Origin of the sequence: Neisseria sp. HMSC068C04, from assembly GCF_001810105.1 — a bacterium.
GTDB classification, from domain to species: Bacteria; Pseudomonadota; Gammaproteobacteria; order Burkholderiales; family Neisseriaceae; genus Neisseria; species Neisseria flavescens_B.
The window spans coordinates 1-23,091 of sequence record NZ_KV799980.1; the positions used below are offsets into that span (position 1 = coordinate 1).

The window sequence follows — 23,091 nt, forward strand, 5'->3', positions numbered from 1 at the left end:
GGAATTTTGCAAAGGTCTCAGGCCGTCTGAAATCTGATTTTCAGACGGCCTTTTATATACCGACCTATTCTTTTTTCTCGTGCTGAACATGTCCGCTTTCGGCTTCAATATGCCGTCTGAAGCGCAAACCTGCGGCATGGTAAAACGGATGCGGCGAGAATTGGCGCGAGACTTGCGAAGCGAAGATACAAGTCAGCAGCATCCAAAACAGTAAATTCTGTCCGCCCGTCATTTCCATTACCACCACGGCTGCGGTCAACGGCGATTGGGTCGCGGCGGCAAGGAATGCGGCCATGCAGAGCAAAACCGCGACATTGGACGCGTCGCCCAGTTGTGCGAAAGAAGCCATGTGTTCGCCTATCATCGCACCGATGGTTAACGACGGCGTGAAGATGCCGCCGGGAATGCCTGCCCAATAGCTGAACACGGTTGCCGCCCATTTTGCGACTGCCAAGCCGAACGGCGCTTCATACGCGCCTTTGAGTGCAGCTGCGGCTTCGTGATAGCCCGTGCCATAGGTTTTACCTTGATAAAACGTGCCGAGCAGCGCGAGCAAGATACCCATTGCAAAGGCGACCACCAACAAATGGCGGCGGATGAAACTGCGCCAGCGTACCGGTGCGAATGCCGCCGCTCCGCGATACAAAAAGCTGCCGAACAATCCACCGGCCACGCCGCAGACTATGCCCGACACCGCGGCCCACATCAGCATGTTTGGCAGCTCATGCCCTTGAAAACCTGAGAAATACGGGTTGTTGCCCTGTATCGCCACTTGAATGAAACCGGCCGCCAACACTCCCATCAGGATTTGGCGCTCCCAACGCAAAAGCACGCCGCGCCCCAATTCTTCGATGGCAAAGACCACGCCGGCCAAAGGCGCGTTAAATGCCGCCGCCAAACCGCCGGCCGCACCTGCGGCAATCAAATCATTTTCCTGCATGCCCCTAAACGCCAGCCCGTGCTTTTTACACCACGCACCCCAAGCGTTCATGACCGCCGCACCCACTTGTACAGACGGCCCTTCCCTGCCGATCGACGCCCCCAAAATCATGCCCAAAAACGTCAGCGGAATCTTAAAAAAGGTTTCGCCCAGACGAATCAAACGGGTTTTCTGCGCGCCATAAGGCAAAGACAACGAAGCGATGACCTGCGGAATACCACTGCCGGAAGTGTACGGCGCAAATTTGCGCGTAAACCATGCCAAAAGCGGCAAACCCAACGGCAAAGCCACCCACGCAAACCACGGATATTTTCCCACCAACAAGGCGTTCCATTCCAAAGCCAAATCCGCCAAGTACGCAAACATCAAAGCCGTCAGGGCAACCAATGCCGATCCTGCCAGCAAAAACAGAAGGGCAATGCTCTTTTTCGACAGGCGTTTGGTTTGGCGGATTTTGTGGGCAAGGCGCGCCGCCCAAGTCTGGGGAAATTTCATCATAAACACGCAGTCAATGTGTTCAGACGGCCTTGATACTTTTCTCAAAGGCCGTCTGAAAACAAGGATAAAGGTTTTTAAGAACGGTAATCCGCGTTAATCGACACATATTCGTGCGACAAATCGCAGGTATAAACAGCCGCCGTCGTATCGCCGCGTTGCAAATCGATGCGGACGGTGATTTCCGGACGGTTCATCACCGCTTGTCCTGCTTCTTCGGTATAGCTTTCCGCACGGCCGCCGTTTTCGGCCACCAACACGTCATCCAGCCACATTTTCAAAGCATCAACATCCAAGTCTTCAATACCGGCATAGCCGACGGCTGCCAACAGACGGCCCAAGTTCGGGTCGGAGGCAAAGAAAGCGGTTTTCACCAAAGGCGAATGGGCGACGGCATAAGCCACTTTGCGCGCCTCTTCGCGGGTTTTAGCGTTTTGCACTTCAACCGTGATGAACTTGGTCGCACCCTCGCCATCACGGACAATCGCCTGCGCCAGTTCCAAAGCCAGCGAACCGAGCAAGGCTTTGAGCTGCGTATAGCGCGGATCGGCGGTATTGTCGATTTCGCTCTGACCGCAACGGCCTGTCGCCATAATCACGAAGCTGTCGTTGGTGCTGGTATCGCCGTCCACGGTAATCGTATTGAAACTCTCGTCTGCGATTTCTTGCGTCATCAGCTGCAAAATCGGTTGGGACACTTTGGCATCAGTGGCAATAAACGACAACATGGTCGCCATGTTCGGATGAATCATGCCCGAGCCTTTGGCGATGCCGGTAGCGCGGACTGTGTGCTTTTCGCCGACCAAGCCTGTGCGTGAAGCAGCTTTCGGTACAGTATCCGTCGTCATGATGGCACGCGCCGCGTCCGACCAGAATGCAGGTCGTACTTGCGGCAAAGCGGCCACGATTTTATACACAGGCAGCGGCTCTAAAATTACGCCGGTTGAAAACGGCATAATCTGATTGGATTGGCAGCCGACCTGTTCTGCCGCCGCCGCGCACACTTTAATCGCGTCCAGACGGCCTTGTGCGCCGGTACCCGCATTGGCATTGCCCGTATTGATGACTAAGGCACACACGCCGTCTTGGTCAAACAGATGTGACTTGGCGATATGCACCGGCGCGGCGCAGAAACGGTTTTGCGTAAACACCGCACCCACTGTATGTCCGCCGCCCAACACCATCAGTGTCAAATCGTCGCGGTCTTGTTGTTTGATGCCGGCACGACCTGTAAACAGACGGATGCCGTCGATTTCCAACAATTCGTCTGCACGTTTTTCAGTCAAATTTACAGCCATATTATTTTCTCCTGTTTACACTATTTTCAGACGGCCTAAACGCTATACGCCCAATAAGGGAATCAAGATAGGCACCAATATCGCCGTCAACACGCCGTTGAGCGTCAAGCCCAAGCCGGCATACGCGGCCATACGGCGGCCGTATTCCAAAGACGCCGCAATACCCATCGCATGTGAGGCCGTACCCAAAGACATTCCCACTGAAGAAGGCATATACAATGCTCCTTTCAACACTTTATATCCGGCCATCTGGCCAAAAAGTCCGGCAATAATCACCGTTGCCGCCGTAATCGCCGGAATACCGCCGATAGACGCTGTGATTTCAATCGCAATCGGATTCGTCACGGATTTGGAAGCCAGCGACAAAATCACTTCATGCGAAGCACCTAACCATTTGGCAAAATACACGCCCGTAACAATGCCTGTCACGCTGCCCGCCAACTGCGACAACACCACCGGCAACCACTGGCTGCGGATACGGTCCCAATTTCGATAAAGCGGCACGGCCAGCAACACGACTGCCGGTTTCAACCAAAAATCAATAAAGCGCGAGGCAGAATGGTACAGCTCGTAATCGATGGAAAATACCTTCAAATACCCCATCAACACCAGCGTACTGATCAATACCGGATTACACAGCACATTCCCCGTGCGCGTCCGAATCTGCACCGCCAAAGCATATACGGCCAAAGTCAGGAACAGCATGACTGAGGGCATGCGCAACAGCCCGTCTATATTCATCACATCCGCCTCCTGACCCACTCATGCACTTTGCCGGTCACCAACAATACGCAGATCGTACTGCCGATTGTGGCCGTCAAAATTGAAAACCAGTCGTTTGCAATCACGTCCAAATAGCTGATGACGGCCACGCAAGGCGGCACCAAAAACAAAGTCAGGTTTGCCATCAAAATGTCTGCCAGTTCGCCCACCCAAGACAATTTGACCCAGCCCGCCTGAAGCGCGGCAAACAGCAAAGCCATGCCGACAATACTGCCCGGCAGCTTCAACCCCAAAATCCAAACGGTTGCCTCGCCCAAAGCCAGGCAACCCAATACCACCAATAAGGCACGAATAATATTCATTAAGCCGGTTTCTCCTTATCCCTTTTCAGACGGCCTCAAAAAATTTATTAATCATTGAATCATATCGTGCCACAGGCCGTCTGAAAAGGGAAGAAACGCCTTCCTTCAAGTTTAATGAAAGATAAGTATGATTACTCTAGCGGATTGGCTGAGGCAATATTGAAACCCCTACCCTGCTTTTTGTCTTTAACGGCCGCTGCAAACCGGGCATTCGGGATTGTGTTTCACCCCGTATTGCTGCCATTTTCCGCTCAACGCGTTGTAGGTAGAAAGTTTGCCGTGCGACGGCGTACCGATACCGATCAGCACTTTAAGCGCTTCGGCGGCTTGGGTCGTTCCGATAACGCCGACCAATGGCGAAAAAACGCCGAACAATGCACAAGCGCCGTCGCTGGCTTGTTCGCCGTCAAACAGGCAGGCATAGCAAGGCGTATCGGGAAGATCGGGACGGTACACGGCGATTTGTCCGTCAAAGCCGACGGCCGCGGCGGAAACCAAAGGCGTGCGCGCGGCAACGGCGGCGCGGTTGACCGCTTGGCGTGTGGGATAATTGTCGGAACAATCAAGGATGATGTCGGCGGCGTTTGCCAATTCGACAAGCCTGGCCTCATCGAGAAATTCGGCAATAGCTGTAATGTGTGTTTGGCTGTTGATTTGTTTCAGACGGCCTTGCATCACCAAAGCCTTGTTTTTACCGATGTCGGCTTCGGTAAACGTGATTTGGCGTTGAAGATTGGTCTCGTCGATGGTATCAGCATCGGCAATCGTCAGGCTGCCGATGCCGGCGGCGGCAAGATACGGCAAGGCCGCCGCACCCAGCCCGCCGCAACCGACAACAAGCACATGGGCAGCCAAGAGTTTTTCTTGGCCTTCGATACCGATTTCGTCAAGCAAGATATGGCGGCTGAACCGCAAGAGTTGTTGATCGTTCATCATAATAATAAGGCCGTCTGAAACCCAATGTTCAGACGGCCTGAATGGTTTAGAAATTAATATTTTCGTATGCGTTGTCAAACAGGAAAGGACGGCCTTCGCTGCTGGTTTCGGATTCTAGGCGGATGCCGCTGAGCATCATATTGCGGTCAACGTCTTTCATCATGTCGTAAACGCTCAAGAGCGCCAAATTGAGGCCGGTCAGAGCTTCAGTGGCAATGCTGCCGTTGCTGTGCGCTTGGACGGTCAGCGTGGCCTTCAGGCAGGCCAACTCAACGTTAATATCGAAATCAACCTGCACGCCGATGATGCGGCCGGGCAGGTGCAGCGGAATCAGGTTGGCAGTCTGTTTGATGCTCTGAATGGCGGCAACGCGGGCAATGGTCAGGATACTTGCCTTTTCGGTGGCATTCTCTATCAACACCCTTATCGCCTGCTGGCTCATGTTGATAGTGCCGACGGCGACGGCGGTGTGTTGCTCAGGAAAATCGGGTTGGTTGGGAAATTCAATCATGGGTTTCTCGCCTCTGTTTTGATGGGCAATATTTTACGGCATTTTACAGACAGCGACCACGCGGCGGATACAGACGGCCGTTTTCCGGTTTGAAATGTATCGGGTGTTACCATTGGCAGTTTATAAAAATCTGCTATACAATGGATTCACGATACACCCAAATTAACATTTAAATAAGAGAAAAATCATGCAACTGCATATCTTGAATAATCCAAAAGATGCCGCTCTGGCAGCGGATGCGGAATTTTTAAAACAGTCTCTTTTCAATCTGCTGCATGAGGAAGCATCGCCTTTGGTGGTCGAAACCGTTAAGCTATTATCGACCTCAGACGACAGTGCTGCCCTGATTGAGAAGGTGTTGCCGCAATTGGACGAACAACAAACCCACGATTTAACCTTGGCCTGCGGCCTGTTCGCGCAGATTTTGAACATCGCCGAAGACGTACACCACGAACGCCGCCGCCAAATCCACGAAGAGGCCGGACACAACAGTGCCGAAGGCAGCCTGACGGAAACCGTGCGCAAGCTCAAAGCCGGAAAAGTCAACGGCAAAGCGGTGCAGCAACAACTGGACAACACGGTCGTTACCGCCGTTTTGACCGCGCACCCGACCGAAGTACAACGTCAAACCGTCTTGAGCTTCAACCGCCGCATCCGCGCGCTGCTGCCGCAACGCGAACGCTGCACCAACCCCGAAGCACTAGCTCAGTTGCGCCGCGAAATCGACACTGTCCTTTTGGGCCTGTGGCAGACCAGCGAAACGCGCCGCCACAAACTCAGCGTCAACGACGAAATCAATAACGGTGTATCCATCTTCCCGATGAGCTTCTTTGAAGCCCTGCCCAAGCTCTACCGCACAATGGAACGCGATTTTCAGACGGCCTATCCCGGCGTCCGCGTTCCGAATATCCTCAAAATCGGCGGCTGGATCGGCGGCGACCGCGATGGCAACCCGTTCGTTTCTGCCGAAACCTTGCGTTTTGCGTTCAGACGGCATGCCGACGCAGTATTTCGCTTCTATCGCGGCGAACTCGACAAACTTTACCGCGAATTGCCGCTCTCCATCCGCCGCGTCAAAGTCAACGACGACGTGATGGCACTGGCCGCCCTCTCGCCTGACGAAGAAATCGCCCGCACCGAAGAACCCTACCGCCGCGCCATCGCCTACATCATGGCACGCGCTATGGGCAAAGCACGCTCACTCGGTTTGGGCATGGGCTGCAAATTCGGCTTCCTCGAGCCTTATGCCACGGTCGAAGAGTTCCTCAACGACCTGAAAAAACTGCAACGCTCGCTCCACGAAAACGGCAGCCAACTGCTGGCGGAAGGCCGTCTGGCCAATATTATCCGCAGCGTATCCGTGTTCGGCTTCCACATGATGCCGCTCGACCTGCGCCAACACGCAGGCAAACACGCCGATGTGGTTGCCGAGCTTTTCCAACATGCAGGCTTGGAAGACTACAACAGCCTGAACGAAGAGCAAAAACAAACCGCCTTATTGCGCGAATTGAGCCATCAACGTCCGCTGTACAGCCCGTTCATCACATACAGCGACCATACCCGCCACGAACTGGCAATTTTCAACGAAGCGCGCAAAATCAAAGACGAATTCGGTGAAGATGCCGTCACACAAAGCATTATTTCCAACTGCGAACAACCCAGCGACCTGCTCGCCTTGGCATTGCTGCTGAAAGAAAGCGGCCTGTTGGTGGTGGAAAACGGCAAACCGCACAGCCGCATCAATATCGTGCCTCTGTTTGAAACCATTGAAGCGCTCGAAAACGCCTGTCCTGTCATGGAAACCATGTTCCGCCTCGACTGGTATGATGCCCTGCTCGAAAGCCGCGGCAACATCCAAGAAATCATGCTCGGCTACTCCGACTCCAACAAAGACGGCGGCTACGTTACCAGCTCATGGTGTCTGTATCAGGCAGAGTTGGGCTTGGTCGAACTCTTCAAAAAATACGATGTCCGCATGCGTCTGTTCCACGGCCGCGGCGGCAGCGTAGGTCGCGGCGGCGGCCCATCTTACCAAGCCATTTTGGCGCAACCAGCAGGCAGCGTTGCCGGACAAATCCGCATTACCGAGCAAGGCGAAGTCATTACCGCCAAATACGCCGACCCGGGCAATGCCCAACGCAACTTGGAAACCTTGGTTGCCGCGACTTTGGAAGCCAGCATCCTGCCGGATAAAAAAGACCCTGATGCCAAACTGATGCAGGATTTGTCGGACGTATCGTTCAAATACTACCGCGAACTGATTACCCATCCCGACTTCATCGACTACTTCCTGCAAACCAGCCCGATTCAGGAAATCGCCACCCTCAACCTCGGCAGCCGTCCCGCCAGCCGCAAAACCTTGGCGCGGATTCAGGACTTGCGCGCGATTCCATGGGTATTCTCATGGATGCAAAACCGCCTCATGCTGCCGGCTTGGTACGGTTTCGGCAGCGCAGTGGAAACCTTGTGCGAAGGCAAACCCGACACACTGGCCGCACTGCGCGAACACGCCCAAAGCAACCCGTTTTTCCAAGCCATGCTCTCCAACATGGAACAAGTGATGGCGAAAACCGACATCACCTTGGCGGAAAACTATGCCGGCTTGAGCGAGTCACCCGATAAAGCAAAAGTCATCTTCGGCATGATCAAGGAAGAATACCAACGCAGCCGCAAAGCACTGCTCGACTTGCTGCAAACCGAAGAGCTCCTGCGCGACAACCGCAGCCTCGCCCGTTCGCTTGCCTTGAGGATTCCATACCTGAACGCCCTCAACGGCCTGCAAGTCGCCATGCTCAAACGCCTGCGCAAAGAACCCGACAATCCGCACGCCCTGCTGATGGTTCACCTGACCATCAACGGCGTGGCGCAAGGTCTGCGTAATACCGGCTAAGGCAGCACGGAAAAAAGGCCGTCTGAAACAATTTTCAGACGGCCTTTAAACTAACTGCGAACCGCGGTAAAGGTTTTACCTGCGAACCCATTCGGTTTCTCAACCTGCTTGCCACTCTTCCCCCTATTCATTAAGCTTGTCCTGTATTTCGGACTATTTTGGGAAATAGCAGATAACCCTCTGCTAATTCAAAGTGTTCACTTAAGCATGGCAAGCACTTCAGCATGATGGATGGTCGACCTACTGACATACCTTACCGCGACACTGCCCCATATCGCCGCACAATAAGCTTTCAGACACTCCTGAGGCCGTCTGAAAAACGAAAACATCTTACGCCAAGGCAACTATCATTATGTTTGACATTGTATTTATCTTGTTATTCGGCAGGCTTCAACCCCACAAAACACCCGATTCATCCGACACGCCCGTCCCTTTTGGGCATTCGGCGTCAGGCTCGGCTTTAATTTATTTATGCATACGCATAGGGACAATAATCGTTCATGATTCGATTCCCGGAGCCATTGACAGCCTCCCCCTCATTCTGTTTCAAACAATCTGCATGTTCGGCTGTCTGGTTTTGTATTTTAAAATGTTGCGTAGCGCATCCGACCCGAAATACCGTCAGATGATTTATTGGGTACTGGGCATTCTTTCAGGTTTGATCTTAAGCCTCCTGTCCGAAAAATTGTTTTATTTAACGGCTTTATTCATTTACTCATTCTTCTGAGGAATAATAAGCTGAATGCCTACCCCTCTTTTTTCAGACGGCCTTTTATCATAAGAACACGCCAGCATTGCAGCTGTTTTGAGTACCTCCACAATATGCTATAATCCGCCGTTAAACTTTTATCTTTTCAGGAAAAAACATGAGCTTGAAATGCGGCATCGTCGGTTTGCCCAACGTCGGCAAATCCACCCTCTTTAACGCGCTGACCCAATCGGGTATCGAAGCGGCAAACTATCCTTTCTGTACCATCGAACCCAACGTCGGCATCGTTGAAGTCCCCGATCCGCGTATGGCCGAATTGGCAAAAATCGTCAATCCGCAAAAAATGCAGCCTGCCATCGTCGAATTTGTCGACATCGCCGGTTTGGTTGCAGGCGCGAGCAAAGGCGAAGGCTTGGGCAACCAGTTCCTCGCCAACATCCGCGAGACTGACGCGATTGTTAACGTTGTACGTTGCTTTGACGACGACAACATCGTTCACGTTGCAGGCAAAGTCGATCCGATTGCCGACATCGAAACCATCGGCACTGAGTTGGCACTGGCCGACTTGGCCAGCGTCGAAAAAGCCATCGTCCGTGAAGAAAAACGCGCACGCTCAGGCGACAAAGACGCGCAAAAACTGGTCGATCTGTGCAAAAAACTGCTGCCGCATTTGGACGAAGGCAAGCCTGTACGCTCCTTCGGTTTGGACGCAGAAGAACTCGCCATGCTCAAGCCGCTGTTCCTGCTGACTGCCAAACCTGCCATGTATGTCGGCAACGTTGCCGAAGACGGTTTTGAAAACAACCCGCACCTCGACCGCCTGAAAGAATTGGCTGAAAAAGAAAACGCGCCGGTTGTGGCCGTATGCGCCGCGATGGAAAGCGAAATCGCCGAACTGGAAGACGACGAAAAAGCCGAATTCCTCGCCGAAATGGGCTTGGAAGAACCGGGCCTGAACCGCCTGATTCGTGCCGGCTACGACCTCTTGGGCCTGCAAACCTACTTTACCGCCGGCGTAAAAGAAGTCCGCGCTTGGACCATCCACAAAGGCGACACAGCCCCACAAGCCGCCGGCGTGATTCACACCGACTTTGAACGCGGCTTCATCCGTGCCCAAGTCATTTCCTACGACGACTTTGTCTCGCTCGGCGGCGAAGCCAAAGCCAAAGAAGCCGGCAAAATGCGTGTGGAAGGCAAAGAATACGTCGTACAAGACGGCGATGTGATGCACTTCCTGTTTAACGTATAAACCCAGCGTAACGCTTTTTTCAGACGGCCTTTTCTAAGATTAAGGCCGTCTGAATTTATTTTCAGACGACCTCATGTCTTGAAATATCAACAAAACAAGACATCATCTCCATAATAAATGCGGGCATAGCCCGTAATTTTTCTCTCTTAAAATCTCTCGTTTCTTGTCGACGCCTTACCTAAAAATAGCGCAAGGTTACATCATCAATAACAATACCATTGATATGACAATAAATAATTAAACAATACCACATCGTATTGATTCATTATAAAAACAACATATTAAATATTATGTTGAAACTATCAACTGTATTCCTACTCTAATCTATTACTATTCAAACGCATATCATCAGCAATCATTCTAAGAAGGCAAACAAACTGCCCAGTACTGACAAACGATGGCCGACCTCCGAAATACTGCCATTCTCGGCAGGAATCACTTTTCAGACGACGCTATTAAAATAAAATTTATTAAAATCAAAATATTATGAGCAAAGTTTTATCTTACCGCCCAGATATTGATACATTGCGTGCCGTTGCTGTTCTATCCGTTGTCGTTTTCCATATTGAAAAAAACTGGCTGCCTGGCGGCTTTCTTGGTGTTGATATCTTTTTTGTCATTTCCGGCTTTCTGATCACGATGATTATCCATCGTGAAATGAGCAGCGGGATTTTCTCGTTCAAAAAATTTTACATCCGCCGTATCAAGCGGATACTGCCCGCATTTTTTACCGTATTGACGGTAACGCTGATATGCGGCTTTCTTTTATTCACCAAAGATGATTTCTTCCTTTTATGGAGGACAGCCCTGTCCACCTTGGGGTTCATCTCCAATATCTTTTTTGCAAAGGGTCAGGGCTATTTCGACCCCATACAAGAAGAAAAACCTTTGCTTCACATTTGGTCTTTATCGGTCGAAGAGCAATATTATTTCGTCTTCCCGATATTGCTGTTACTGGTTGTCCGCAAAAGTTGGCGCACCCAGTTTGCCTTCCTCATCACGCTATGCGTATTCAGCATTTTGGCCTCTTTTATACCAACTGCACTGGATAAATATTATCTTCCCCATCTGCGCGCCTGCGAAATGCTGATCGGCTCATTGACGGCAGTGTGGATGCAATACCGGCAACAACAAGGGCTGGATACCGGCAATCAATATGCAGCGGTAGGCGTATTACTTTCCGTATGCGTACTGTTTTTCTGCCTGTTTACCTATACGGAAAAAACCGCCTATTTCCCAGGGCCTGCCGCCATGATTCCTTGTTTGGCCGCCGCCGCATTCATTTATTTCAATCAATTTGAACACCGGCTGAAAAAATTTTTCCAATGGAAGATTACTGTCGGCATAGGCTTGATTTCCTATTCACTGTATCTGTGGCATTGGCCTGTATTGGCTTTTATGAGATACATCGGTTCAAACAATCTGCCTTCGTATTCGACTGCGGTCGCGATTGTCTTAATGTTTGCACTCTCTCTGCTTTCTTATTATTTTGTCGAGAAGCCGTTTAAACACTGGAAAGGCTCTTTTGCCCAATCTGTGATATGGGTTTATGCCGTCCCCATGCTTGTTTTGGCCATTACGCCTTTTCTTGCCATGAAGCTCCCGTTTATGGAGCAATACGACCGTATGGGATTAGCGCGTTCCTACACTTCTTGTCACAACAATACCGACAAACAGTGTATTTGGGGCGATACCGACAAACAGCCGGAATTACTGATTCTAGGTGATTCGCATGCCGACCAATATAAAACGTTTTTTGATACCGTCGGCAAAAAAGAAAACTGGTCGGCAGCAATGGTTTCCGCGGACAGTTGTGCCTATGTAGAGGGTTATGCCGCCCCCGTATTCAAGCAAAACGCCTCCTGCCGTGCCGTTTATCAGTATGCCAAAGAGCATCTGCCCCAATACTCAAAAGTGCTTTTGGTCATGCGCTGGGGCAGCCAAATGCCTGAAAACAGCCACTCCCTTGCTTACGATGCCGATTTTTTCAAAAAATTCGACCTCATGTTGCAAAAACTTTCTTCGGAAAAACAAGCGGTTTACCTGATGATAGACAACCCTAATCTGTCATACAACGGCTTGCGCGCCTATATTCTGTCTTACCGCATACCGGGATTTAGTCAGAATCTTGCCATTGATGAAACAGTTACTTCCAAAGGAAATGAACGCATCAAAGAATTGGCAGAAAAATATGCCAATGTGCACATTATTGATGCCACTGCCTATATTCCGGAAAATTTCAAAATTAACGGATTGCCGGTTTATTCCGATAGAGACCACATCAACCCTTACGGCGGCAGAGAACTGGCCAAGCGTTTTTCTGAAAAACACACGCTTCTTCAGTAAGCCATAGCCATTCATCCGATGAAATTTGTTACAATTAGCAGTTTGTAAAACTGCTAATTTTTTTGGAAGATAACAATGAGCGTCATCAAAGACCTACAATCGCGTGGCTTAATCGCCCAAACTACCGACATCGAAGCCTTAGACGCTTTGCTAAACGAACAAAAAATTTCCCTCTATTGCGGTTTTGACCCGACAGCCGACAGCCTGCACATCGGCCACTTGCTGCCTGTATTGGCATTGCGCCGTTTCCAACAAGCCGGCCATACGCCGATTGCTTTGGTGGGCGGTGCGACCGGCATGATCGGCGACCCAAGCTTTAAAGCCACCGAACGCAGCTTGAATTCTGCCGAAACCGTTGCCGGCTGGGTAGAAAGCATCCGCAATCAACTGACCCCTTTCTTAAGCTTTGACGGCGATAACGCAGCCATTATGGCCAATAACGCCGACTGGTTCGGCAGCATGAACTGCCTCGACTTCCTGCGCGACATCGGCAAGCATTTCTCCGTCAACGCCATGCTGAATAAAGAATCCGTCAAACAGCGTATCGAGCGCGACGATGTGGGCATTTCCTTTACCGAGTTCGCCTACTCCCTGCTGCAAGGCTACGACTTTGCCGAATTGAACAAACGTCATGGCGCAGTCCTGGAAATCGGCGGTTCCGACCAATGGGGCAACATCACTGCCGGTATCGACTTGACTCGCCGTCTGCACCAAAAACAAGTATTCGGCCTGACCCTGCCTTTGGTAACCAAATCAGACGGCACCAAATTCGGTAAAACCGAAGGCGGCGCGGTATGGTTGAATGCGAAGAAAACTTCTCCGTATCAGTTCTACCAATTCTGGCTGAAAGTCGCCGATGCCGATGTGTATAAATTCCTGAAATACTTCACCTTCCTGTCCATCGAAGAAATCGATGCCATCGAAGCGAAAGACAAAGCCAGCGGCACCAAGCCAGAAGCGCAACGCATTCTCGCCGAGGAAATGACCCGTCTGATTCACGGCGAAGAGGCCCTTGCCGCCGCCCAACGCATTTCTGAAAGCCTGTTTGCCGAAGACCAAAGCCATCTCACCGAAAGCGACTTCGAGCAGCTGGCACTCGACGGCCTGCCGACTTTTGAAGTTTCCGAGAGCCTCAACGTAGTTGAGACTTTGGTGAAAACCGGTTTGGCGTCTTCCAACAAAGAAGCGCGCGGTTTTGTAAACAGCAAAGCGGTTTTGCTCAACGGCAAACCTGCTGAAGCCAACAATCCGAACCATGCCGCTGAAAAACCTGACGATGCCTACATGCTGACCGACGAACACAAACGTTTCGGCAAATACACCATCGTCCGCCGCGGCAAACGCAACCACGCTTTGTTGGTTTGGAAATAATCGTTAAACATTAAACTCATCGTTTAAAACAATCATGCCGTCTGAAATCAGCCACGCTTTTTTCAGACGGCATTTTCTATTGATGGTATTCAATTTCCCAAAAAGAAAGGGCAGGTTTTGTACCTGCCCTTCTATTAAGCCAATTTCCTTAAAAAACTTTTATTCCCTGCTTACTGCAAACGCTCATTTTCTTGACGGACGGCATTCACCACATCCGCACCAAACAAAGCGTTGACATCAGTTTCATCAAACACATACTTGCTATGGCAGAAATCGCAGTCAATTTGAATGCTGCCTTGTTCCGCCACCACGCCGCCGACTTCCTGACCGCCAAGCATCAACAGCATATCGCTGACTTTGCCGCGGGAGCAGGTGCAGGCAAATTCAATGGTTTCCGGTTCAAAAACGCGGGGCGGGGTTTCATGGTAAAGGCGGTAAAGGGCGTGATGAGCGTCCAAACCGGTCAATTCTTGCGAAGTAAGCGTTTGCGCAAGCGTAGTCACATGCTCCCATGCGGCATCATCCAATTCTTCCTCCGGTAGACGTTGCAGCAATAATGCACCTGCGGCTTGGTCGTCGGCGGCAAGCGTAATATAGGTATCAAGCTGCTCGGAACGTTTCATATAGTTGACCAACATTTGCGCAATGCTGTCGCCTTCCAGCGGCACAACACCTTGCCAAGGGTCGGCATCTTTAGGCTGATGGGTCAAAACGAACACGCTGTTTTCGCCCAACAGCACAGTCAAGCTTTCATCATCACGAATTTCAGCGGTTTCGTCCCAACGCGCGGTAGCACGGACAGTATTTTCAGAAGTCGCTTCCACCACCAACATTTTCAGACGGCCCTGACCTTGAACCTGAACAATCAGCGTGCCTTCGTTTTTAAGGTTGGCAGACAATAAAGAACCGGCGGCCAACAATTCGCCCAATGCGCGACGGATGGCGACAGGATAATGTTTTTGGTTGACGATGTGGTGCCAAACCTTTTCGAGGCGGATGTGCATGCCGCGGATAGGCATATCGTCGAAAATAAAGCGTGTACGGATATCGCTGTGATTTTGTGTCATGTCAGTCTCTGAAAATAAATCAATGAATGCCGCTTATATGGTTGCAGCAGAGGATAAATCAAGCGAAACCGCATTTAATGTTTTTCTAGTTTGTTTGGAAACAAGGGTTTAACGCAAAATAACAGCAGTTTTTTTGCCAAAAAGACGGTTTTTGAATACAATCAAGCAGATAACAAGAGAATGATACGGGATAACATCTCAGAAACCGGCAATGTGCCTGCAATCGGCAGGGAATGCCTTCTGAAACGGAAGTTTTTATAATGAATTTTTTACTCCGGCTCGCAGCAGTTTGGACTTCGGTCGCCATGCTTGCGAGCGTCAATTTTTCTTACGCCGATGATTTGGAAAACCTGATTACCACCCGTCAGCGTGTTTTAAACCAATTCAACGACAACGCCAACGTTTACGGCAATACGCGTCAGGCAACCCCTGTCCATCCCACCAATACCTATCCTGCCGCAAGCAACAATACGCGCGCACCTTCGGGCAATGCAGATGAGTTAATCGGCAGCGCCATGGGCTTGCTCGGTGTGGCCTACCGTTACGGCGGCACATCGGCTTCTACCGGCTTTGACTGCAGCGGCTTCATGCAACACATCTTTAAACGCGCCATGGGCGTAAACCTGCCGCGCACCTCTGCCGAACAAGCGCAAATGGGCGTTGCCGTGAGCCGTTCAGAATTGCAGCCGGGCGACATGGTCTTTTTCCGCACCATGGGGCGCGGCCGCATTTCCCACGTCGGTCTTTACATCGGCAACAACAATTTCATTCATGCGCCGAGAACGGGCAAACGTATCGAAATTACCAGCCTCGGCCACAAATATTGGAACGCGAAATACGCCTTCGGCCGCCGCGTGAAGAAAAACGATCCATCCCGTTTCTTGAATTGAGGTACACGATGGCGATGCCGCAAATGCCTAAATGGTATGACGACGACGGTCAGATTGTTTCCTGCACCGAAAAAGTCAAAGTCATGACCGAAAACTTGAACGAACTGTACCAAATAGCGCAGGACGCATTTGAAGACGCGTTGCTGATGGGTTGTTCCGAAAAACAGTTGCGCGAATACTTCCGCGACTTAATGGCCGGACTGGAAAACCCTTATCAAAAAAACAGTTAGTTATTCAATCCATACAAAAAAGGCCGTCTGAAAGTTTTTCAGACGGCCTTTTTTATTTACTGTTTCAACCAAACTCTATTCACCCTCATGAATGAGTATATAAACATAAATCCACCCAACGAATAATGTCATCAAAATACTTGCTTGTTTAATAAAGAAAAAAGTCCCCTAGGAACTATTTTTCCCAACGACATTTTTTATCCTTACTTTTCAGAAAATAATTATTTCCTTTTACATACAATAACTTCTTCTAAAAATAAAATAAATAATTGAAAAAGAAAATAAAAAAACATAAAATCCATATGTTCTATTTCATCATCATCTAAACAGAATGCCTATCGTACCCAATACTGTTAAAAAAGAAACAGTTGCACCTAAAAAAAATACTATTGCATTCGATTTGAGTCAGCCGATTTACAGCCTGTCCGATCTGATTCTGCCCGCACATACACTCAACGAACTTAAGCGCGCCATCAGCCTGCGAGAACACCAATCTGCCGTATTTGAAGAATGGGGTTTCAAACATACCCACAAGTACGACAACAAAATGATCATCAACCTCTATGGCGAACCGGGTACAGGCAAAACCATGGCGGCACATGCTATTGCTAAGCATCTCAACCGCCCTTTAGTTTTAGTCAATTATGGTGACATCGAATCCAAATACGTCGGCGAAACTCCAAAAAATATTCAAGCTGCGTTTGAATTTGCAAAAGAGAACAATGCTATTTTATTTTTTGATGAAGCAGATGCTATTTTGAGCAGACGCGTAACCAATATGACTAGTGCGACAGATACCAGCGTCAACCAAACGCGTTCCGTCATGTTGACATTATTAAATGATTACAACGATACCGTCCTCTTTGCTACCAACTTTATTAGCAACTACGACCCAGCCTTCATGCGTCGCATTCTGATGCATATCGAATTCGACCTGCCTGATGAAACCACGCGCCTGCGCTTGTTTGAAAAATATATTCCCAAGCAGCTTCCGCATTCCATTGACTTGGTAGATGCTGCCGCAAACTCAGCCACGCTCAGTGGTTCTGACATTGCCAATGGTATCCTACTTTCGGCTTTTGCCGCAAAAAACGAGGATGCTCACGAAGTTACCCATCAAAACCTAATGGAAAAAATTGAAAATATTCGCAAAGGCAAAGAAGCCAATGCCGGTAAAAAATTTGATATTTCCTCAGGGGAAATCCTCAAGACTGAAACCCGCGAGGTTTCAGAAAACTTTGTCAAACAACAACTCAACAAGGAAAAATTATCATGATTCCATATTTAATTGCAGGAGCAGCATTATTAATCGGTGTAGGTGTAGTCATCGGAGCATTTTGGAATGATATTAAAAAATTCGTTATAGAATCATTCGATCGTATTAAAGAAATTCTTATCCCTGCCAGTATTGTTGGTTTTAAAACTTTCCTGCAAGAAGGAAACCTTGCAAAAGCACTTTATCAGGCCGGACAAGTTGCTATTCAAAAATTCTATTCTCGATCTGCAAATGGTCAATGGCAAGAAACTGTATTGACTCGCGCTGTCTCTTTTCAAGATATACCACAAGATATAAAACTGCAAATTCAAAATACCCATGGGCGAGAAATGGAAATAAGCCAGCAGGTAGCCCAAGAATTGCAGCTTGCAAACTAATTTATTGGATGACAAACTATGTTTGAAAACAAAAAAAAGAAAACGCAAACTTCAGAATTGATAGATGATTTGAAAGCTATAAGCAAACATCTTACCATCGATTTTCTAGAAAAACTGGAGCAACTGCAACGCCACCAGCTTCTGTCTTTAAATGATTTTATTGCCATGTTTTCCAAAACATTGGATAACACTATTTTGTCTACAGAAAAAAAGGAATCTTTAGACTATCAAGCCGGCAATATTATTCTTCGCACAACATCAGATAGAAAAATGCAGTTTAAAGCAGATCTCTACTATCAAAATAGTGAAGGTAGCTGGTTTCAAAAACAGATTGAAAGCCCGTTGATGGATATAGATGTTTACTTAAATCAAATGGCTGCCGAGGAGCTGCTTATCGCTCAGGAAATGAAATTTGCTGTAACCAAGCCTGTTACAGAATCATGAAGCTACTTCGCCCAATATTTTACGCAATCATCTTCTTGGGCAGTCTTTCTGTTGCTATCAGTGATGCCAGCCATACATCTTCATGGATTTACTACGGAATTGCCACTCTAGCAGCAGGATATTTCCTGAAATCCCTATTTTCTTGCTTTATTAACAGTACAGAAGACAAACTTAAGAAAACCGAAAATCACGTTGTTCTATACTTCCAACGTCATAAGGTAGGGAGCATACATGATGTTATTATGTTTTTAAAAGAACATAATTGCCTTTACGATGACGATTTAGCCATCAAAACCATCACTGACACTCTACGATATATGCGTACTCAAGGAATAATTCAGCCTTTAACGGATGAAATCAACAACGAAATTAATGAGAATACTGTTTGGCTTTCTACATTTGAAGGGGCTGAAATTCAAAAACAAATTATCAATATCTGATTGTATGAAGGCCGTCTGAAAGTTTTTCAGACGGCCTTTTTTATCGTGCAGATCCCTTACTCTATTGCTAACATTCCACCACGCGCACGGATACAGGTATGGCTTTTTTCTGCAAGGTAATGGCCAAGCCTGCGAGTGAGGTTTCTTTATAGGTTGCCTTCATATCGCGGCCGGTTTGCAACATGGTTTGAATCACTTCATCAAGTGAGACTTTTTTGTCTGTGCCGTCTTCCAAAAGCGCGAGGGTGGCGAGCTTGAGGGCTTTTTCGGCGGCGATGCCGTTACGCTCGATACAGGGGATTTGCACCAAGCCGCCGACAGGGTCGCAGGTCAGGCCCAAGTGGTGTTCCATGGCCATTTCGGCGGCGTTTTCCACTTGTTTCGGTGTACCGCCGATAACTTCGGCGTATGCGCCCGCCGCCATGGAACACGCTACGCCGACTTCGCCTTGGCAGCCAACGTCCGCGCCGGAAATCGACGCGTTGGTTTTGTACAAAATGCCGATGGCGCCGGCAGTCAGCAGGAAATCTTCGACACGCGATTGGTTGGCGTGCGGATTAAATTTACGGAAATAGTGCAAAACGGCAGGAATAATGCCTGCCGCGCCATTGGTAGGTGCGGTTACGACGCGACCGCCGGCGGCGTTTTCTTCATTGACCGCCATGGCGTACACCATCGGCCAAAGTTGGGTATTGACAATTTCGCTCTCGCGCAGGACTTTGAGTTTGGCCGCCAACTGCGGCGCGCGGCGGCGGACGTTCAAGCCACCCGGCAACTTCCCTTCCGCACCCAAGCCGCGTTTGATGCAGTTTTCCATCACATCGGCCACGGCAGCCACACGACGGCGGACTTCCTCCTCATCGCAACCTGCCAACGCTGCTTCATTGGCCAACACGACTTCGGAAATATTCAACTGGTTCTGACGGCATTGTGCCAGCAACTCGTCGCAGTTTTTGTAAGGATATGGCACGTTCGAATTTTCCTGCGCTTCTTGTGCAAACCCTTCATCTGTTACGATAAAACCGCCCCCGACCGAATAATAAATCTGCTCTTTCAGCTTCAGGCCGTCTGAATTGTAGGCGATAAAGTTCAAACCGTTCGGATGTTTGGGCAACACTTTATCGCCGCGAATATCCAAATCTTTTTCAGGATTGAAGGCCATTTCACGGCCGTTGAGTTTTAAAACGTGCTGCGTGCGGATACGTTCCAAGCGTTGGGGGATGTCTGCAAGCGGGATATCGTGCGGCAGGCTGCCTTCTAAACCGAGCAATAATGCGTCGAATGTGCCGTGTCCGATGCCGGTCAAAGCAAGTGAGCCGTACACTTCAATGACAATGCGCGCCACTTGTGTATCCAAGTTTTCGGCATGCAGCAAATCGGCAAAAGCGGCCGCGGCCTTCATCGGTCCGACGGTGTGCGAGCTGGACGGGCCGATGCCGATTTTAAAAATATCAAAGATGCTGATCATAAGGTTTTCCTATCATTGTGTGTGCGGGCTGGCTGTTTTTCAGACGGCCTTAAGGCCTAAAGAGGAATCTTTCGCGCCGCTTGCCAATGCAAGTACCAAATGTCCGACAACCATCAAAGGATCGCCTGCTTCCGGCGAGGTGTATTTCAGCGTCAGCGGTTTTTTACGCAAGGGTTCGTAATGGCTGACTTCACACTGTGAGGCCTCTAAACTTACAGAACCGGCACGGTATTTGTACGCCAACAGCCGTAAATTGTTCAAGTCCATCTTCATGCCGTTGTCCAGCAATTCGCGCAACTGGTTTTCCCAGGCAATATCGGTACTTCCGTCTTTAATGGCAATCAGGATGGACTTTTCAAGGATTTTTTTGATGTGCTGATTCAAGGAGCGGATTGGGAAATGCCCCAGCCACAACAAATCGGTCTCTGCAAATTGTGCGGAAAACTGCTCTATAAACCAAGAATGTAAGCCTCGATAATCCGGCGAATGAAACAGGGTTGATTTAACCTTATTGCCATCTTTATCCAACATATAATGGCTGCCGATAATCACGCTGCAAGATTCAGCAGCCCATCTGGGAATAATGACTTTGGGAGTAAAGAGCGTTTCGAGGCGTTGCTCGGTAAATTGTGTGGTGAAATCGGGGTTGTATTGCAACGATGTCGGCAAATAGCCACGCCAAAGGTACATGCCGATCCTGTTTTCTCCGATGACATCCAAGAGTTGTTCCAGCATGGTACGGCTAGAACATGAAATAAATTCGTCCGCATCCAGCGGAAAAACGAAATCTATCGCTTCATCTTTTGCTACAAGCTGCTTCATAAGCAGGTTTACCAATTGGTCTTGATTGAACTTGAGCGCTTGATATTGATAGATAAATACCGGTAAACCTTCTTCTTTCAATTGAATCAGGATTTCCCTTGTACCATCGCTGCTGCCATGATCGATGATGTGCATTTCATCCATCAGCTCGAGATTATGACGGACAAACGATTCTATAACGTCGTTTTCGTTGCGCACCATACTGATGCTGATTAATTTTTTTCCCATAAATTACGCAATGTATTGAGATGTTTTAATATTTTTCAGACGGCTTCTATCCAACCGGCAATGCGTTTTTCAATGGCTTCGGCATTCAGCCCCAAATCCGCTAAAAGTTTTTTCGGATCGCCGTGTTCGGTAACTTTGTCTTCTACACCCAGCAGCAATACCGGTTTGCAAATGCCGTATTTCGCCAACACTTCCAACACCGCGCTGCCTGCGCCGCCTTGTTCGGCGTTTTCTTCGGCTGTAACGATGTAGTCATGGCTTCGGGCAAGGCGGACGATCAGCTCTTCATCTATCGGTTTGACAAAGCGCATATCGGCAACAGTCGCATTCAGCTTGTCGGCGGCGGTCAATGAGGGGGCAACCATGCTGCCAAAGGCGATAACGGCAATTTTCTCGCCTTCGCGACGGATGATGCCTTTGCCAATTTCAACGGTTTCCAGGCCGTCTGAAACGGTTGCACCCGTGCCTGTACCGCGCGGATAACGGACGGCGGACGGCGAATTTGCCTGATAGCAAGTTGAGAGCAGCAGGCGGCATTCGTTTTCATCGCTTGGTGCAGCAATAATCATGTTCGGCACGCAACGCAAAAAGCTCAAGTCATATAAACCGGCATGGGTCGGACCGTCTGCACCGACAATACCTGCGCGGTCAATGGCGAACAAAACAGGCAGGTTTTGCAAGGCAACATCATGTACCAACTGGTCGTAAGCGCGTTGCAGGAAAGTGGAGTAAATCGCCACGACAGGCTTGATGCCTTCGCATGCCAAACCGCCTGCAAAGGTAACGGCGTGTTGCTCGGCGATACCGACGTCGAAATAGCGGTCGGGGAATTGCTGTTCAAACTCAACCAAGCCGCTGCCCTCGCGCATGGCAGGCGTGATGGCAACCAAACGCTCGTCCGCCGCCGCTTGGTCGCACAGCCATTGGCCGAACACTTGCGTATAAGTCGGTTTGGCCGCGGCAGGTTTGACTTCCGGAGCAGGTACTTCGCTCGGCAACTTGGCGACAGCGTGGTATTTGACAGGATCGTTTTCGGCGAATTTGTAGCCGTTGCCTTTTTTGGTGATGACGTGCAGCAACTGAGGGCCTTTGCGGCCGCGCAAGTCTTTTAATACATCAACCAGATTTTCAACGTTGTGGCCGTCCACAGGGCCGGTATAACGGAAACCGAAGTTTTCAAACAAAGACAGCGATTGTTTGGCGTGTTCCGCTTCGCCTGCCAAGGTTTTGATTTTGTTTTCAACTTTTTGGGCAAGCTCCATCGCGCCGGGTAATTTGTCCAACACTTTGCTCGATTGGGCTTTGATGGTGCTCAACAGGCCGTGCATATCGCGCACGACGTTGCTGGCAAGGTATTTCGGCAACGCGCCGACATTGGGGGAAATCGACATTTCGTTGTCGTTAAGGATAACCAGCAAATCAACATCCATATCGCCTGCGCAGTTCAAGGCTTCAAACGCCTGACCCGCCGTCATGGCTCCGTCGCCGATGATGGCGACGCTGCGGCGGTTGTTGCCCAACTGTTTGTCCGCAACGGCCATGCCCAATGCCGCGCCGATGGATGTGGAAGAATGCCCCACGCCGAACGCGTCGTATTCCGACTCGCTGCGTTTCGGAAAACCGGCCAAACCGCCGTATTGGCGCATGGTGTGCATTTGATTTTTGCGGCCGGTGAGGATTTTGTGCGGATAGCTTTGATGGCCGACATCCCAGACCAGATGGTCTTCGGGCGTGTCGTACACATAATGCAGCGCCACCGTCAGCTCGACCGCGCCCAAGTTACTGGCGAAATGGCCGCCCGTCTTACCGACGGAATCCAACAGAAATTCGCGCAATTCGGCGGCGACTTGCGGCAGCTGTTTTTTCTCCAGACGGCGCAAATCCTGAGGCGTATCGATAATATCGAGCAAAGGGCTTGGGTTCATGATTTTTGGCGGTGATTTTTTGTGTAACGGACGATTATATCAAGAGATTGCACAACTTGTTACAAATGCTTTCAGACGGCCCGAACCTTTATCC

Annotated in this window: 20 protein-coding genes; 10 read left to right on the forward strand and 10 right to left on the reverse strand. The window is 49.6% G+C overall.

The window, feature by feature from the left end; genetic code table 11:
- Positions 1-64: 64 nt before the first annotated feature.
- The 6 genes from HMPREF2700_RS07980 to HMPREF2700_RS08005 form a co-directional block, all read right to left on the reverse strand.
- Positions 65-1,435 (reverse strand): chloride channel protein, encoded by a 1,371-nt coding sequence (locus tag HMPREF2700_RS07980; protein WP_049352046.1) that lies wholly within the window; start codon positions 1,433-1,435, stop codon positions 65-67.
- 77 nt (positions 1,436-1,512) lie between these two features.
- Positions 1,513-2,733, reverse strand: coding sequence for a bifunctional glutamate N-acetyltransferase/amino-acid acetyltransferase ArgJ (gene argJ / locus HMPREF2700_RS07985; RefSeq protein ID WP_070591424.1), 1,221 nt, complete (start codon positions 2,731-2,733; stop codon positions 1,513-1,515).
- A 42-nt stretch (positions 2,734-2,775) separates the two neighbouring features.
- Positions 2,776-3,468 (reverse strand): LrgB family protein, encoded by a 693-nt coding sequence (locus HMPREF2700_RS07990; protein ID WP_137041576.1) that lies wholly within the window; start codon positions 3,466-3,468, stop codon positions 2,776-2,778.
- Positions 3,469-3,473: 5 nt separating this feature from the next.
- Positions 3,474-3,818 (reverse strand): CidA/LrgA family protein, encoded by a 345-nt coding sequence (locus HMPREF2700_RS07995; protein ID WP_049328555.1) that lies wholly within the window; start codon positions 3,816-3,818, stop codon positions 3,474-3,476.
- A gap of 186 nt (positions 3,819-4,004) precedes the next feature.
- The gene (locus HMPREF2700_RS08000; RefSeq protein ID WP_210389889.1) at positions 4,005-4,751 is read right to left on the reverse strand and encodes a HesA/MoeB/ThiF family protein; all 747 of its coding nucleotides are present in this window, start codon (positions 4,749-4,751) and stop codon (positions 4,005-4,007) included.
- A 49-nt stretch (positions 4,752-4,800) separates the two neighbouring features.
- Positions 4,801-5,265, reverse strand: coding sequence for a cyclic pyranopterin monophosphate synthase MoaC (locus HMPREF2700_RS08005; RefSeq protein ID WP_049328553.1), 465 nt, complete (start codon positions 5,263-5,265; stop codon positions 4,801-4,803).
- 187 nt (positions 5,266-5,452) lie between these two features.
- Here HMPREF2700_RS08005 and ppc point away from each other — a divergent pair, with 187 nt between their 5' ends.
- The 4 genes from ppc (at position 5,453) to tyrS (ending at position 13,830) form a co-directional block, all read left to right on the forward strand.
- Positions 5,453-8,155: a phosphoenolpyruvate carboxylase gene (gene ppc, locus HMPREF2700_RS08010; RefSeq protein WP_070591428.1), complete on the forward strand. Its 2,703-nt coding sequence runs from the start codon at positions 5,453-5,455 to the stop codon at positions 8,153-8,155.
- 866 nt (positions 8,156-9,021) lie between these two features.
- Positions 9,022-10,113, forward strand: coding sequence for a redox-regulated ATPase YchF (gene ychF / locus HMPREF2700_RS08020; RefSeq protein WP_003741207.1), 1,092 nt, complete (start codon positions 9,022-9,024; stop codon positions 10,111-10,113).
- 486 nt (positions 10,114-10,599) lie between these two features.
- Complete coding sequence (locus HMPREF2700_RS08025) at positions 10,600-12,459, forward strand: acyltransferase family protein (protein ID WP_070591431.1); 1,860 nt, start codon at positions 10,600-10,602, stop codon at positions 12,457-12,459.
- A gap of 75 nt (positions 12,460-12,534) precedes the next feature.
- On the forward strand, positions 12,535-13,830 hold the full coding sequence (tyrS, locus tag HMPREF2700_RS08030; RefSeq protein WP_070591433.1) for a tyrosine--tRNA ligase: 1,296 nt from the start codon (positions 12,535-12,537) through the stop codon (positions 13,828-13,830).
- A 170-nt stretch (positions 13,831-14,000) separates the two neighbouring features.
- Here tyrS and hslO read toward each other — a convergent pair whose 3' ends face one another.
- Positions 14,001-14,897 carry an Hsp33 family molecular chaperone HslO gene (gene hslO, locus HMPREF2700_RS08035; RefSeq protein ID WP_070591434.1) on the reverse strand — a complete coding sequence of 299 codons (897 nt, stop codon included), beginning with the start codon at positions 14,895-14,897 and terminating at the stop codon, positions 14,001-14,003.
- A 260-nt stretch (positions 14,898-15,157) separates the two neighbouring features.
- Here hslO and HMPREF2700_RS08040 point away from each other — a divergent pair, with 260 nt between their 5' ends.
- The 6 genes from HMPREF2700_RS08040 (at position 15,158) to HMPREF2700_RS08065 (ending at position 18,554) form a co-directional block, all read left to right on the forward strand.
- On the forward strand, positions 15,158-15,787 hold the full coding sequence (locus HMPREF2700_RS08040; protein ID WP_070591436.1) for a C40 family peptidase: 630 nt from the start codon (positions 15,158-15,160) through the stop codon (positions 15,785-15,787).
- A gap of 8 nt (positions 15,788-15,795) precedes the next feature.
- On the forward strand, positions 15,796-16,017 hold the full coding sequence (locus HMPREF2700_RS08045; RefSeq protein ID WP_070591437.1) for a hypothetical protein: 222 nt from the start codon (positions 15,796-15,798) through the stop codon (positions 16,015-16,017).
- Between the two features lie 331 nt (positions 16,018-16,348).
- Positions 16,349-17,293 (forward strand): ATP-binding protein, encoded by a 945-nt coding sequence (locus tag HMPREF2700_RS08050; RefSeq protein ID WP_070591438.1) that lies wholly within the window; start codon positions 16,349-16,351, stop codon positions 17,291-17,293.
- Positions 17,290-17,670, forward strand: a complete 381-nt coding sequence (locus tag HMPREF2700_RS08055) for a hypothetical protein (protein WP_070591440.1) — start codon at positions 17,290-17,292, stop codon at positions 17,668-17,670. The genes HMPREF2700_RS08050 and HMPREF2700_RS08055 overlap by 4 nt, the downstream gene beginning before the upstream one ends.
- A gap of 18 nt (positions 17,671-17,688) precedes the next feature.
- Positions 17,689-18,114, forward strand: a complete 426-nt coding sequence (locus HMPREF2700_RS08060; protein WP_070591441.1) for a hypothetical protein — start codon at positions 17,689-17,691, stop codon at positions 18,112-18,114.
- Positions 18,111-18,554 (forward strand): hypothetical protein, encoded by a 444-nt coding sequence (locus HMPREF2700_RS08065; RefSeq protein WP_070591443.1) that lies wholly within the window; start codon positions 18,111-18,113, stop codon positions 18,552-18,554. Before HMPREF2700_RS08060 ends, HMPREF2700_RS08065 begins: the two co-directional genes overlap by 4 nt.
- 67 nt (positions 18,555-18,621) lie before the next feature.
- Here HMPREF2700_RS08065 and HMPREF2700_RS08070 read toward each other — a convergent pair whose 3' ends face one another.
- The 3 genes from HMPREF2700_RS08070 to dxs are packed head-to-tail and all read right to left on the reverse strand — an operon-like array spanning position 18,622 to position 22,997.
- Positions 18,622-20,022 (reverse strand): L-serine ammonia-lyase, encoded by a 1,401-nt coding sequence (locus HMPREF2700_RS08070; protein WP_070591444.1) that lies wholly within the window; start codon positions 20,020-20,022, stop codon positions 18,622-18,624.
- A gap of 39 nt (positions 20,023-20,061) precedes the next feature.
- A complete protein-coding gene (locus HMPREF2700_RS08075; RefSeq protein ID WP_070591446.1) occupies positions 20,062-21,072 on the reverse strand; it encodes a glycosyltransferase family 2 protein in 1,011 nt (336 codons plus the stop codon).
- A gap of 35 nt (positions 21,073-21,107) precedes the next feature.
- A complete protein-coding gene (gene dxs / locus HMPREF2700_RS08080) occupies positions 21,108-22,997 on the reverse strand; it encodes a 1-deoxy-D-xylulose-5-phosphate synthase (RefSeq protein ID WP_070591447.1) in 1,890 nt (629 codons plus the stop codon).
- Between the last annotated feature and the right edge of the window lie 94 nt (positions 22,998-23,091).